The 13,640-nt window shown below is 62.3% G+C and carries 15 protein-coding genes and 1 pseudogene; 8 read left to right on the top strand and 8 right to left on the bottom strand.

From position 1 onward, the window contains the following. Positions 1–25 precede the first annotated feature (25 nt). The 8 genes from rluD to def are packed head-to-tail and all read left to right on the top strand — an operon-like array spanning position 26 to position 5,734. Positions 26–985 carry a 23S rRNA pseudouridine(1911/1915/1917) synthase RluD gene (gene rluD / locus AFERRID_RS08320; RefSeq protein WP_126604877.1) on the top strand — a complete coding sequence of 320 codons (960 nt, stop codon included), beginning with the start codon at positions 26–28 and terminating at the stop codon, positions 983–985. A gap of 12 nt (positions 986–997) precedes the next feature. Next, a complete protein-coding gene (pgeF, locus tag AFERRID_RS08325) occupies positions 998–1,726 on the top strand; it encodes a peptidoglycan editing factor PgeF (protein WP_232027418.1) in 729 nt (242 codons plus the stop codon). 1 nt (position 1,727) lies between these two features. Then, a complete protein-coding gene (locus tag AFERRID_RS08330; RefSeq protein WP_113526914.1) occupies positions 1,728–2,276 on the top strand; it encodes a cupin domain-containing protein in 549 nt (182 codons plus the stop codon). Beyond that, positions 2,273–3,445: a RuBisCO large subunit C-terminal-like domain-containing protein gene (locus AFERRID_RS08335; RefSeq protein WP_126604879.1), complete on the top strand. Its 1,173-nt coding sequence runs from the start codon at positions 2,273–2,275 to the stop codon at positions 3,443–3,445. Before AFERRID_RS08330 ends, AFERRID_RS08335 begins: the two co-directional genes overlap by 4 nt. Continuing rightward, positions 3,445–4,098: an HAD-IB family phosphatase gene (locus AFERRID_RS08340; protein WP_225981917.1), complete on the top strand. Its 654-nt coding sequence runs from the start codon at positions 3,445–3,447 to the stop codon at positions 4,096–4,098. Before AFERRID_RS08335 ends, AFERRID_RS08340 begins: the two co-directional genes overlap by 1 nt. After that, positions 4,088–4,708, top strand: coding sequence for a methylthioribulose 1-phosphate dehydratase (gene mtnB / locus AFERRID_RS08345; protein ID WP_113526911.1), 621 nt, complete (start codon positions 4,088–4,090; stop codon positions 4,706–4,708). Before AFERRID_RS08340 ends, mtnB begins: the two co-directional genes overlap by 11 nt. A gap of 1 nt (position 4,709) precedes the next feature. Further along, positions 4,710–5,231: a glycine cleavage system protein R gene (locus tag AFERRID_RS08350; protein WP_113526910.1), complete on the top strand. Its 522-nt coding sequence runs from the start codon at positions 4,710–4,712 to the stop codon at positions 5,229–5,231. Next, complete coding sequence (def, locus tag AFERRID_RS08355; RefSeq protein WP_126604881.1) at positions 5,231–5,734, top strand: peptide deformylase; 504 nt, start codon at positions 5,231–5,233, stop codon at positions 5,732–5,734. The genes AFERRID_RS08350 and def overlap by 1 nt, the downstream gene beginning before the upstream one ends. Positions 5,735–5,802: 68 nt before the next feature. Here def and AFERRID_RS08360 read toward each other — a convergent pair. The 8 genes and pseudogenes from AFERRID_RS08360 to AFERRID_RS08395 all read right to left on the bottom strand — a co-directional run bounded on the left by AFERRID_RS08360 (position 5,803) and on the right by AFERRID_RS08395 (position 13,639). Then, a pseudogene (locus AFERRID_RS08360) lies at positions 5,803–7,388 on the bottom strand (APC family permease). Between the two features lie 168 nt (positions 7,389–7,556). Further along, positions 7,557–8,690: a dTDP-glucose 4,6-dehydratase gene (gene rfbB, locus AFERRID_RS08365; RefSeq protein WP_113526907.1), complete on the bottom strand. Its 1,134-nt coding sequence runs from the start codon at positions 8,688–8,690 to the stop codon at positions 7,557–7,559. A gap of 19 nt (positions 8,691–8,709) precedes the next feature. After that, the gene (rfbD, locus tag AFERRID_RS08370; RefSeq protein WP_126604883.1) at positions 8,710–9,579 is read right to left on the bottom strand and encodes a dTDP-4-dehydrorhamnose reductase; all 870 of its coding nucleotides are present in this window, start codon (positions 9,577–9,579) and stop codon (positions 8,710–8,712) included. Positions 9,580–9,608: 29 nt separating this feature from the next. Continuing rightward, positions 9,609–10,115 carry a hypothetical protein gene (locus AFERRID_RS08375; RefSeq protein WP_113526905.1) on the bottom strand — a complete coding sequence of 169 codons (507 nt, stop codon included), beginning with the start codon at positions 10,113–10,115 and terminating at the stop codon, positions 9,609–9,611. Beyond that, a complete protein-coding gene (locus AFERRID_RS08380) occupies positions 10,115–10,447 on the bottom strand; it encodes a DUF3579 domain-containing protein (protein ID WP_113526904.1) in 333 nt (110 codons plus the stop codon). The genes AFERRID_RS08375 and AFERRID_RS08380 overlap by 1 nt, the downstream gene beginning before the upstream one ends. A gap of 64 nt (positions 10,448–10,511) precedes the next feature. Beyond that, positions 10,512–11,408 carry a UTP--glucose-1-phosphate uridylyltransferase GalU gene (galU, locus tag AFERRID_RS08385; RefSeq protein ID WP_113526903.1) on the bottom strand — a complete coding sequence of 299 codons (897 nt, stop codon included), beginning with the start codon at positions 11,406–11,408 and terminating at the stop codon, positions 10,512–10,514. Positions 11,409–11,485: 77 nt separating this feature from the next. Beyond that, positions 11,486–12,181, bottom strand: a complete 696-nt coding sequence (locus AFERRID_RS08390; protein WP_113526902.1) for a DUF502 domain-containing protein — start codon at positions 12,179–12,181, stop codon at positions 11,486–11,488. Positions 12,182–12,253: 72 nt separating this feature from the next. Then, positions 12,254–13,639 (bottom strand): sigma-54-dependent transcriptional regulator, encoded by a 1,386-nt coding sequence (locus tag AFERRID_RS08395; protein WP_113526901.1) that lies wholly within the window; start codon positions 13,637–13,639, stop codon positions 12,254–12,256. Position 13,640 lies beyond the last annotated feature (1 nt).

Consider the following 13,640-nt stretch of genomic DNA (forward strand, 5'->3'; position numbering starts at 1 on the left):
GGACAATAGTCTATAGTGGCGAGCCATGAGCGACGATAGTACGGGACTTCCCATGATTTTGCCAGAGGAGCAGGTCGGCGAGCGCCTCGACACGGTGTTGAGCCAGTTGCTGCCGGAAACCAGCCGCAGCCGTATCCAGGCCTTGCTGCGCGATGGCCGGATTCTGGTGGATGGCGTGCCCGAAAAGCCCAGTGCGCGGGTGCGCGGCGGTGAGCAGGTGATGGTCGACTGGCCGCAGATCGAACCCAGCAACTGGTTGGCCGAGACCCTGCCCCTGCATATTCTGCATGAGGACGCGGATATTCTTGTCGTGCACAAGCCGGCGGGGCAGCTTACCCACCCCGGCGCCGGTCATCCCGACGGCACGTTGGTCAACGGCGTGCTGGCCCATGTGCCGGAGAACGCCTATCTGCCCCGCGGCGGTATCGTCCATCGGCTGGACAAGGACACGACCGGTCTGCTGGTGGTGGCAAAAACGGAAATGGCGCGGCAATCGCTGATCGATCAGCTCGGTGACCACACCATGCACCGCGAGTATCTCGCGCTGGTGACGGGGGCAATGACCGGAGGTGGCCGGGTGGACGCGCCCATCGGCCGGCACGCTCAGGATCGTCTGCGGATGACGGTGCGTGATGACGGCCGGCCGGCGCAGACCGACTACCGGCTGGTGGAGCGCTTCCCCCGTCACAGCTATCTGCGCCTGCGCCTGGCGACGGGGCGCACCCATCAGATTCGTGTGCATATGACGCATATCGGCCACCCGCTGGTGGGCGATCCGGTCTATGGGGGGCGGAGGACGGTGCCGAAAGGACTGGATGAGGCTGCGCTGGCCCGCTGGCGGCAGTTCCGTCGCCAGGCGTTGCATGCCTGGCGCCTGCGTCTTTACCATCCCGCAAGCGGAGAGCTGATGACCTGGGAAAGCCCGCTGCCCGACGACATGACCGAATTGCTGGCGCTGCTGCGCCGTGCGCGTGATGGTGACTGAAGAGGCCGGTTATTGGGTGCCGGACTGGCCCGCGCCCGAGCGGGTGCACGGCGCCGTCACCCTGCGCGGTGGCGGAGTCAGCCGGGGGCCTACGCCTCCTTCAATCTTGGTGATCATGTGGGCGATGCACGGGAGGCGGTGGCAGGGAATCGGGAACGGCTGCGGGCCGTGCTGAAATTGCCCGGGGAACCCTGCTGGCTGCGGCAGGTGCATGGCACGGAGGTCGCCACCCTGCCGGCGGCGCCGGCCCGTATCCCGGAGGCGGATGGCGCGGTCACCGGCACGCCGGGTGTGGTGCTGGCGGTGCTCACGGCTGATTGCCTGCCGGTCCTGGCCTGCAGTCGGGATGGCCGGCAGGTCGGCGTTTTCCACGCCGGCTGGCGAGGGCTGCTGGCGGGTATCCTGGAACGCGGCGTGGCGGCCATGCGGGTGGCACCGGAGGAGATTCTGATATACTTGGGACCAGCCATCGGGCCCGATCATTTCGAGGTCGGGCCGGAAGTCCGGGCGGCTTTTCTGGCGGCGGACGCCGGAGCGGCAGGGGCCTTTCGCCGTGGGTCCGGCGATCGCTGGCTGGCAAATATTTATGAGCTGGCGCGGCGGCGTTTACGGGGGGCCGGGGTGCGGGCCATTTTTGGCGGTGATCTGTGTACGGTGGCGGACCCCGCGCGTTATTTTTCTTATCGGCGCGACGGCGTTACCGGGCGAATGGCTTCTCTGATCTGGAAGGAGGGCGGTTAGCATGGCGGCTTTGCAATATGCGGAAACGGTGCAGCGGATCACGGATACGGCGCGGATCGCCGCCACGCTGGCGCCTCTGGGCGTCACCTTGCAGGCGATTCCGGTGACCGGCGCGGGGGCCGCGGCGCTGCTGACCGAGCTGCAACCCGATCCGGAGGCACAGGCGGCGTTGCTGACGGCCCTGGATGACGTCTTCCGGCGTTTGCAGCGGGAGAGGGGCTATCAGGAGCGGGATCTGGTGGTGTTGTATCCCCGGCATCCGCAGTTGGCGGAGCTCACCGCCCGTTTTCATCGCGCGCATACCCATGACGATGAAGAGGTGCGCTATATCGTGGACGGGGAAGGCGTTTTCGGCTTCGTTCTGGAAGACGGCGCGCAAGTCGAGTTGACCGTGCATGCAGGGGATTATGTCCATATCCCGGCTGGGGTGGAGCACTGGTTTCGTCTCACGGATGCGCAACGGATCAAGGCGGTGCGCTACTTCAGCGCGCGCGGCGGCTGGACACCGCATTATACCGATCGCGCCCTGCGGTCTTTTCCCAACCCATGACGGCATTCATTGAGGTCGATTACCGGTTTCCCGCCGGGGTGGACGCCCGCTCACAGGCGCAGGCCATCGCCATCGGCCAGACGGCCGGAAGCTGGGATGCGCACTTTCAGCACCGGGAGGCGCAGTTGCGCGGCCATCTGGGGAAGGTGACCGCCGTTACCGAACTGGCGGACGGGTGTCATCAGGCCACGGTGCGCTTCCCCGCCGCCAATGTGGACGGCCGCCTCGGCAGCCTGCTCACCATGATTTTCGGCAAATATTCCCTGGCGGGTCCTGCCAAGGTGGCGGCAATCCGTTTGCCGGAGCACTTCGGACGTTTGCCGCGCTTTGGGCTGGAGGGCATCCGCGCACGATTGGGGGTGCAGGAACGGCCCTTGGTCATGGCCATTTTCAAGCCGGCGCTGGGGCTGACGGCTGAGGACCATGCCGAAATTCTGGCAAAGGTTGCCGTTGCCGGGCTGGATATCATCAAGGATGACGAAATCCTCCCGGACCTGCCGATGGCTGCGGCCCTGGCGCGCTGGGAGGCTTGTGCGCCGGTGATCGAGGCGCGGCGGGATCAGACGGGTCGTGACCTGCTCTATGCGGTGAATCTCTCGGGGGATGCACGCCAGGTGCAAACGCTCGCGCTGCAACTGGTGGCCGCCGGTGCCAATGCGCTGCTCCTGAATGTGCTGGCATATGGTTTCCCGGTACTGGAGGCGTTGGTCGCCGATCCGGACATCGACGTGCCGATCTTCGCCCATCCGTCTCTGGCGGGTGCCTGGTGCGGCGCGCCGGATTACGGGTTTTCTTATGGGACTCTGCTCGGTACGTTGATGACCTATGGGGGGGCCGATGCGGTGCTCTATCCGGCGCAGTACGGCAGCCTGCCCTTCGCCGCGGCGGACGAATGGGCCATCGTCGAAGCGCTGCGGGCGCGGGGCGTGGCACCGGTGCCTTCATCGGGCGTGCATCCCGGCATGGTTGGGCGCATCCTCGACGACTATGGTGCGGAGGTCATTCTCAATGCGGGGACCGGGATCATGGACCATCCCCAGGGCCCCGCCAGCGGCGTGCTGGCCTTTCGCGAAGCCATCGAGCGCTGGCAGAACGCAGCACCGCGCGCTCTGGAAGATCTGCCCGCCGGGCCCTTGCGGGCAGCGGTGGAAAAATGGGGACAGGGTTGATGCAACGAGCCATCTTTTGCGACTTCGACGGCACCATCGCCCGGAGCGAAGTTTTCGTGGCCCTGATGCGTCATTTTGCGCCGCAGGCTGCCGCCCGGATACTGCCGGAAATCTACGCGCAGCGCCTGACCCTGCGTGACGGCTTGCCGCAGGTGCTGGGCACCATCCCTTCGTGGCGCTGGCCGGAACTGGAGGATTTCGTGCGGGATACGGAGATCCGTCCGGGACTCGACGGGCTACTGGCTCATGCCAACCAGGCCGGTATTCCTTTTATCGTCGTCACCGGCGGCTTCACGCGCATGGCCGAGATCGTCCTCGCCCCTTACCGCCAGGAAATTTACGCCATCCATGGCCTCGAGGTGGATACCACGGGCGAATGGCTGCGGGTGTCCTCCCCCTGGCAGGATGATCACGAACTGGTGGCCAAGGCCGCCGTGGTCGCACACTACCATCCCCGGGATGCCGTTTGTATCGGGGATTCCATCACCGATCTGCGGGTCGCCCGGCAGTGTCCTCTGGTCTGTGCGCGGGACCGCCTCGCGGAATATCTGCGCGCCGAGGGGAGAGATTTCCTGCCCTTCGACGATTTCGCGGACGTGAGCGCCGCTCTCGATCAACGCGGCTGGTGGCGGGAGCCTGCCCATGCAGGATGATCCGCGCACCCATCTCGCTGCGGCGGCCCGCGATTTTTATGCGCGGGGCTGGATGCTGGGCACCGCTGGCAACCTGTCGGCACGCCGCGATACCGATACCTTCTGGATCACTGCCAGCGGCCGCCCCAAGGATCGGCTGGACGCCGGGGATTTCGTTCTGGTGGATCTGCAGGGTCAGGTGGTGCAGGCCCCACCGGGACGCCAGCCTTCGGCCGAGGCCGCCATCCATGAGACGATCTACCGGCACGTGCCCGACGCCCGGGTCATATTCCACGTCCATTCCATCGAGGCCAATCTTTGCGGACACTTCGCGCGGCGGGGCCGGTTGCGTCTGCCGTCGCTCGAAATGCTCAAAGGTCTGGGCGTGCCCGATGCCGAGCCGCACGTGGACCTGCCGGTCTTCGCCAATCATCTGAACGTCGCGCGGATTGCCGAAGATATGGACAGAGAGTTTACCGGGGCACTGCCATGTGTCCCCGGCGCGCTGATTCACCTCCATGGAGTGACGGCCTGGGGCCCGGACTTTCTGGCGGCCAGACACCATCTTGAATTGCTGGAATACTGTTTTCGTTATCTCGTGCAGGCGAAAATCCTCGCCATAGGAGTCTAGGATGAGTCAAGCCCTTCTTACGGTCATCGGCGAGGATCGCCCCGGTATCGTCGCCGCGGTCACTCAGGCCCTGTACACCGCGGACTGCTCCATCGGGGACGCCTCGATGATGCGTCTCGGCGGTTACTTCACCATCATGCAGATCATCGATTACCCGCGTGATCTGGGCTCCGTGGAAATGGCGCTGGACCCGGCCATCAAACGCCTCAATCTGCGCGTACATCTGGACCCCGTCTCCAGTGTCGCGCCGACCGCGGATATGCCGAATACCCGGGTCACGGTCTACGGGGCCGATCATCCGGGCATCGTCGCGGGTGTCACCGGAGCGCTGGCGGCTATCGGGTTCAATGTGATCGACCTGGAAAGCGAGAGCACCGGTAGCCCCGAGCGGCCCCTCTACGTGATGGTCATTCAGGGCTACGCTCCGGAGGGTACGGAGAGCGTCCGCAAGGTCGTAGCGCCGTTGCGCGAAAAGGAAGGGGTGGACATCGGTGTGCATCCCATCGAGTCGGCGGTGTTCTGATGGCCGTACTCCCGATTCTGACTTATCCGGACTCCCGGCTGCAGCGCAAGGCCGATCCGGTCAGCGTATTCGACGACGATCTGCGCCGCTTTATCGATGATCTGACCGAGACCATGTATGCCGGTCCGGGGGGAGTAGGTATTGCGGCGCCGCAGGTGGACCGCGCGCAACGTATCGTGATCGTCGATGTGCGCCCCAAACTGGGAGACGACTGCCATGGGCCTATGGTGCTGATCAATCCCGAACTGGCGGCGTGGGAGGGCATGGCGGTGGGCCGGGAAGGCTGCATGTCGGTGCCGGATTTCACGGGCAATGTCATTCGCGCGGAACGCATACAGCTGCAGGCCCAGGATGTCCTGGGACGGGAGCGGAGTTACGAGTGCGAAGGCTTCGAGGCCAGGGCGGTCCAACATGAAATGGACCATCTCGACGGCCTGCTGTTTCTCGACCGGCTGGTCTCACGGAAGGTCGATCTGTTCCGGCGCAAAAATTACAGGAAGTAGACGGGCAACTACGCTTTGCTCTGCTCGTGCCGGAACACCCGCCGGGGATGGTGGTGTTTCGTGCGAAGCTACAGTTCCACTCCTTCTTTGTTCATGACCGAGAAGTACTCGGATATCTGGCTGTCGGGCACCGTCACCTTCAACGCCCAGACCATGGAGATGAGCGCCAGCACTGCAACGGCCACCATGGACCAGTAAAAGGGGATGACTCCCTGGCCCCCAATACCTTGGGTCCAAACCAGGAAAGCACCCAGAGCCCTAAAAAATAAGGGAATATCCAGGTGATATGCTTGAACCCCAGGGGAGTGCCAGCACGGCTGCCGCGAATCCTGTATACGATGCCATATATGATCAGGATGGCGAACAGCGTGCCGAAGATGTAAGTCAACGCCTTGAAACCGCCCCAGTAGGCGACGAGTGAAGAAAGGATAAACGCAATGGGCGCGATGATCTGCGCGCCCCACAAGCGGAAAGGTCTTTCCAGGTCAGGCAGGGAACGGCGCAATTGCAGCAGGACGATAGGTCCGATACCGTAGGTGATCACCGAGATGGTCGTAATAAAACCCACCAGTTTCTGCCAGGAAGGAAAGGGTAGGAAGTAGACGCACCCGATCACATAGGCGACGATGATCCCCACCCAGGGCACCCCCCCCTCGGTGATCCTGGTAAAGAAGCTGGGGCCTGCCCCGACTTCGCCGTTGGCGACCACGGCGCGGGCCGCAGATGTGGCATATACCAGAGCGGTGCCTCCCGGAGAGATCAAGGCGTCGGCATAAATCAGGACCGCCAGCCAGCCTATTCCCAAAAGCGAGGCAATGGCGGCGAAAGGACCAAATACCCCGGAAAAACTCAGTTTGGTCCAGCCTTGGGTCAGTTGTGACGGGGGCAAGCTGACCAAAAAGGCCCATTGCAGACCGACGTAAATAATCGCACCGATCACGATGGCACCAATTACCGCCAGGGGAATATGTTTGCCAGGTTCGCGGCTTTCACCACCCAGTTCGATCGCCTGTCGAAAACCCAGGTAGCTGAAGACAATGCCCGATGATGCGACGGCAACGAACATGCCATGCACGTTTTCATGCCAGTGGAGGACATGCAAATTTTCGGGATGATAGGAGAATACGACGAGGACGATCATGGTAAGGACGGGTACGGCCAGTTTCCACCAGCCCAGTCCGGTAAAAATGTTGGCTATCCGGCGAATACCTAAGAAATTGAGCAGGAACATGAACCCCAGAAGCACTACGGAGCTGATGAGTCCCGGGCCGCTCAGCAGGCCGGTGTCGCCTACCAACAGTCCGGGAATATAATTGTTGGCATAGGTCAGTACGGCGACCACCTCCACTGGAGCGATGGCGATGTAGAACATAAACAACAGCCACGCCCAGATCTTACCGAGTAGATTGCCATGTACTACGTTGGCAATATGTGTCGCGGCACCTGCTTTTGGAAATAAAGGTCCGACCTCGGCATAAGTCAGGCCGAGAAACAAAATGGTGATGGCGCCGATCAGCCATGAATAAATACTGAGGGGTCCGGCCACCTGCGCTGCAGCCAGCGGACCAAATAGCCAGCCGGAGCCGATGATTCCACCCAGACTGGCGAAAATGAGCCCTGAAAATCCTACCTCTCTCTTTAGCTTCCCAGCCATGATCGATTGCCTCTTTGAAAGGGTTTTCTGCACCAATACGGTGCTCTTCCAGCACAAAATTGGGTGCTATGCCAAACGCCTTCCAAATGAAGGATTCCATGAGATCACTGTTGCATACGTCCCGTGGCGAGGTGGAAGCCATAAGGCAGGAACCTCGGCGGCTACGCTTTAAGCGCCCCCGTACTGCACATCCAGCCATTCCTGATAACTCCCATCCATGACTTTCTGCCACCACTGCGGATGCTCCAGGTACCAGCGGATGGTCTGACGGATGCCGGTGGGGAAGTCTACGGCGGGTTTGAATCCAAGCTCCCGGGTGATTTTCGTGGCGTCGATGGCATAGCGGCGGTCATGGCCGGGCCGGTCACGGACATGCTGGATGAGATCGGCATTTTTCCGCCCCTGCGCCGCCGCCGAATGAGGAAATGCCTGCAGCCATCGCGGATCTTCGGCGAAGAGTTCGTCCATGATCTCGCCGATGAGCCGCACGATGTCGATGTTGGCCCACTCGTTGCAGCCGCCGATGTTATAGCTTTCCCCTTCCTGTCCCTGTTCCAGGATCGTTGCGATACCCCGGCAATGGTCTTCCACATAGAGCCAGTCACGGATCTGCCGGCCATCGCCATAGATCGGCAGGGGCTTGTTGTGAAGGATGTTGACGATGATGAGGGGAATCAGCTTCTCGGGAAAGTGATAGGGCCCGTAGTTGTTGGAGCAGTTGCTGGTGGTGGTGCTGAGCCCGTAGGTGTGCCGATAGGCGCGGACCAGGTGATCCGCTCCTGCCTTGCTGGCGGCATAGGGGGAGTTGGGGGCGTAAGGAGTCTCTTCGCGAAAGGCGGGATCCTGCGGACCGAGGGTGCCGTATACCTCATCGGTGGAAATATGGTGAAAGCGGTGGGGTATCCATCCCTGCGGTCCGTCCAGCCAGATCGCCCTGGCGATGCGCAACAGATTGTGGGTACCGAGGATGTTGGTCCGGATGAAGGCGTCGGGATCGTGGATGGAGCGGTCCACATGGCTCTCGGCGGCGAAGTGGACGATGACGTTGAGGTGATGGTCGGTCATGACCCGCTCTACCAGCAGGGCATCATTGATGTCGCCCTGTACGAAGCGGAAACCACTGTGCTGTTCCAGCCCTTCCAGATTATGACGGTTGCCGGCGTAGGTGAGGGCGTCCAGGGCGATGAGCGTGGCGCGGGGATGTTGCTGCAGCCAGTAGTGGCAGAAGTTGGCGCCGATGAAGCCGGCAGCTCCGGTCACCAGCAGGCGTTTTTCGACGATGGAGTCAGCGGTAACGGACATTGGGTGTTCCTTGAAAGGGTCAGATGACTTCGGGTTCGGTCAGCATCCGGCGCAACGCTGCGCGCCAATGGGGCGCAGCGCCCAGCGCGGCGTAACTGGCGGTTTTGTCCAGTATGGCACAGGCGGGACGGCGGGCGGGGGTAGGGTAGGCGCTGGCGGGGATCATTTCGATGGGAATGGCGCGGTGCAATCGCCCGGCGGCCACCGCTTCTTCCTGGATGGCCACGGCAAAATCATACCAGGACGCCACCCCGGCATCGGTCCAGTGCTGAATACCGGTAAAGCCGGGGTGATCCAGGGTACTCCAGATGGCGCGGGCGAGACCCGCCGCCCAGGTCGGGGTACCGATCTGGTCTCCCACCACCCGCAACACGTCCCGCTCGGCCAGGAGACGCAGCATGGTTTTGACGAAGTTGCTGCCGTGGGCACTATAGACCCAGGCGGTACGCAGGATGAGTGCGGTATCACCGAGGGTGGCCTGTACCTGCCGCTCACCCTCAGCCTTGCTGGCGCCATAGACGCCGAGGGGCGCCGGAGGCGCGTCCGGCGAGTACGGCGTGGCCTGGGTACCAGCAAAGACAAAATCGGTAGAAAGGTGGATCAGGCGGGCGCCGCAGGCCCGGGCGGCCAGGGAGCAGTGGGCCGCTCCATCGCGGTTCACGGCGTAGGCGAGTGCGGATTCCGACTCGGCGCGGTCCACGGCGGTGTAAGCGGCGGCATTGATGATGGCGTCAGGCCGGAAGGATTCCGCCATCTCGCGAACCTGGGCGGCGTCCAGAATGTCGAGATCCCGGCGTCCCAGCGCACACAGTTCCACCGACGCAGGCCGACTGCGTTGCAGTTCCCAGCCCACCTGGCCCTGAGCGCCGAGCAGCAGTACACGATACATGTCAGTTTCTCCGGGCTTGCATCGCCCACTCAGTCTGCGCGCCCGACAGGGGCGTAGAGATATTCATAAAAGTTGTCCATGGCGATGCCCTGGGTGTCATAGCCGGTGACCCCAATCATATCACCATGGACTCCTATGGCGATCATGCAGGCGTGCTGCGCCGGGAGCGCACCGGCAGCGACGAAAGCCGGACCACCATGGCCACAGGCGTTGCCGGGATATTCCCGATTCAAACGCGAGATCAGCGTCCCTGCCATCTGCCGGGCTTGTTGAGTCGAAGCGGCGGCGAAGGCACGTTCGTTGCGCCAGGCGTTTACTATGGTTTGGCGTTCCTGCGCACTGGTGGTCTGGGACAAAGCTTCCCGATGCAGTTGATCCAGCGTCTGTAAGGCGACATAGAGGTCCGCACGCGCACCGCTTTGCTGGTCGATGATGTGCACGCTCAGGGCGATGCTAAGGGCGCCATAGACGGCAATGACGATGCCGAGTATCCAGGCGAAACGCAGACGGGCGGATGCCGATGGACGGTCTGCCATCAGGGGCGCCGGCGCCGTGTCCCGCAGGGTCGTCGGGCGGGTTGCGGCGCCAGGCGATCGGAGATGCTGCCTTCTTCGTGCCGCACCTGCAGGCGATTCTCGGCGGCGAAACGCATGATTTCTGCAAAGGCTTCCGGGCGAATCTCCTCGAGGCTCTCGTCCATGATGATCGCCGCATTGCCGTTGATGGTGGCGGGTTCGATGAGAGGCAGGTAGTGAATTTTATGATCCGCGCCGAAATGCGCCAGCCCGACCCCTTCGATGAGCATCTCCGCCCAGGCCGATGGGCGGAATTTGCCGCCATTTTCGGTGATTCCGTCGATGATGATCATGGATGCAAGCGCTCCTCGGGGAAGCGGGCGATGATAGCGCCCATTCCGGAGAGAATGAAGGGGGTCACGGAAGGGTCTCGGCCGACGCCTGGGGCTCGCAAATGCTGTCCATGTACCGGGTGAAATCGGCACCTACCTCAGGGTGTAGTTTGCCGAAGGCGATGGTCGCCTTCAGATAGCCGAGCTTGTCGCCGCAGTCAAAGCGCTGCCCGGAAAAAAGATAGGCCAGCACCTGCCGTTCGTTCAACAGGTGGGCGATGGCGTCCGTCAGTTGAATCTCGCCGCCTGCGCCCTGCCGGGTCTGCTCCAGAATGTGGAATATCTGCGCGGGGAGGATGTAGCGTCCCACTACTCCCAGATTGGATGGAGCATCCTCGGGTTTGGGCTTTTCGACGATGCCGCTGACCTGGTAGATACGATCATCCCAGGGCCGCGCATCGACTACGCCGTAGCGGGTGGAATGTTCCCGCGGGATTTCTTCGACGCCGAGGATGCCTGTCTGATAGCGACGGTACTGTTCCACCATTTGCGCAAGCACGGGAGGCTCACTCAGCATCAGATCGTCCGCCAGCAAGACCGCAAAGGGTTCGTCACCCACCACTGGACGGGCCATCAGCACGGCATGTCCGAGGCCGAGAGGGTAGGGCTGGCGCAGAAAAATGGTACTGACGTGACTGGGCAGAATGCCCTGTACCTGCTTCAGCAAATCCGCCTTGCCGCGTTTTTCCAGCTCGATTTCCAGTTCGTAGGAAACGTCGAAGTGGTCTTCGATAGCACGCTTGCCACGTCCACTGATGAAAATGAGCTGATCGCAGCCTGCGGCGATGGCTTCCTCCACAGCATACTGAATGAGCGGCTTGTCCACTATCGGCATCATTTCCTTGGCGCTCGCCTTGGTGGCCGGGAGAAAACGGGTGCCCAGACCGGCCACGGGGAATACTGCCTTGCGCACTTCAGCCATACTTCGTCTCCTTATGCTGTGCCAAGAGTATAACGAAAACTGCAGGTTTGCCGCAAAGTGCCGGCTAAACAGGGCCGTTATTGGTCCGGTTCCGGATGACGGCTTGCCGTCGGTCTGGCTGATTCAGAACTGCCGCCCGGCTTCTCGCGGATGGCTTTTCCGCCGCCCACCCCGCCCGCCATGGCGAAGCGCAGGGCCTGTTGCGGAGTGAGGTCGGGCAGGGGGATGACTTTGTCGCGTGGCACGAGGCAGGTAAAGCCGCCGATGCCGTAGCTCATGGGGATAAACACCGCGACGCAATCCTCGGGCAGGTGCGGTAATTCGCTGAGGGTGTCCCGTGTGATCAGACCGACGATATAGCCCATGTCGCCACCTTGGCGCACCAGCACGGCGCTGCGGAAACCGCGGTCCTTTCCGCCAAACAGCAGACCTACCGTTTCGTGAATGGTGCTATAGAGGCTATGCAGTACGGGAATGCGTCCGAGCACGGCATTCAGTTTTTCAAAAATCCAGGCGGTCAGGACGTGGGAGGCGAGGAAGCCGACACCGAGAATGATCAGCAGCGTCAGCAATAGGCCCAGACCGGGGATATCGATACCAAAAATCGCCCTGATCGGCGCCTCGAAAAGACTGTTCAGCCAGCCGCCAATCCACAATACCACGTAAACCGTCAGCCCGATAGGCAGCGAGATGAGCAAACCCTGAACGAACCAGCGGCGCAGGTGAATACGCTGGAAGAGGGATTTCTCGCTGACGGGAACGGGTAGTGTCATTAGGCTGTTGACGGAGTCAAAGTGGGCACAGTGTAGCAAGATCGGCGATGGGGGCAAAGCACCGGCCTGAGGCTATTCCTCATCCCGGTCCTCGGGATTCTTGAAAAGTTGCGGAGCCAGACTGTGCTTACGCATCAGCTTGTAAAGATCCGTCCGGTGTCGGCCGGCAATGCGTGCGGCACGGGAGATGTTGCCATCCGTCGCGCGCAGCAGATTTTCCAGGTAGCCGCGCTCAAAGGCGGCCTTGGCGTCCTGCAGTGGAGGAAAGGCACTCTGGCCACCCTGGCGGCCGTTGTCGGGGATGGCGTCGGCGGCGACCCAGCCTTTTTCGGTGACCGCCGCGGCAAAGGTGACGGCATTCTCCAACTCCCGGACATTACCGGGCCAGGATCGTTGCATCAGCTTGTCGAGGGCCTCGGGACTGAACCCCAGGATATCCCGGTTCATGCGTTGACTCTCCCGATCCAGAAAGTGCTGGGCCAGCAGCAGGATGTCTTCCGCTCTTTCGCTCAGACTGGGAACCCGTAGCGGGATGACATGCAGGCGATAGTAAAGATCCTCGCGGAAGGTACCGTCGGCAGTAAGGGCGTGAATGTCCTGATGGGTGGCACTGATGACCCGCAGGTCGACCGAAATTTCCGTTTTGGCGCCGACGGGGCGCAAGGTACCTTCCTGAAGGACACGGAGCAATTTGACCTGCAGGGCGAGAGGCAGGTCGGCGATTTCATCGAGGAACAGCGTGCCGCCGCTGGCGCTGCGGATCAAACCGGTGTGATCCTGGGTGGCACCGGTGAAGGCGCCCTTGACATGGCCGAAGAGTTCGCTCTCCGCCAGCCCGGCGGAGATGGCACCGCAATTGACCGCAATGAACGGGCCGTCACGGCGCGGGCTGGCGTCGTGGATGGCGCGAGCGACACGTTCCTTGCCGGAACCGCTTTCTCCGGAAAGGAAAACGCTGGCTTTCGAGTCGGCAACGCACGCCAGCTCATCCACCAGCGCCGCCATGGCGGGGCTGCGATGGAGGATGCTCTGCCCGGCCTGTTGCCGCAACGCCGCCCGGAGTTTGCGGGTTTCCTGCCCGGCGTGGCGCTGCGCCAGGGCGGCGGTGGTCAACTCCTGGAGCTCTTCGTTGCTGAAGGGTTTGCTCAGATATCCGAACGCCTGGGCACGCATGGCTGCCACGGCGTTGGGGATGCTGCCGTGGGCGGTGAGGAGGATGACGGGGAGGTCGGGATCGAGGGCCTGCACCGTCTCCAGCACGGCCATTCCATCCATGCCCGGCATGCGCAGATCGGTGATGACCAGATCCGGCATGGCCGTCTGCAACGTCTGCATGCCCTGTACGGGATCACTGCTGGCCAGGACCTGGTATCCCTCACTTTCCAGCCAGAGGCCGAGCAGGCGCAGAAAGTCGGGATCATCGTCAATGGTGAGGATGATGGGAACTGGTCTGGGCATG

Source organism: Acidithiobacillus ferridurans (genome assembly GCF_003966655.1).
Taxonomy (GTDB): domain Bacteria; phylum Pseudomonadota; class Gammaproteobacteria; order Acidithiobacillales; family Acidithiobacillaceae; genus Acidithiobacillus; species Acidithiobacillus ferridurans.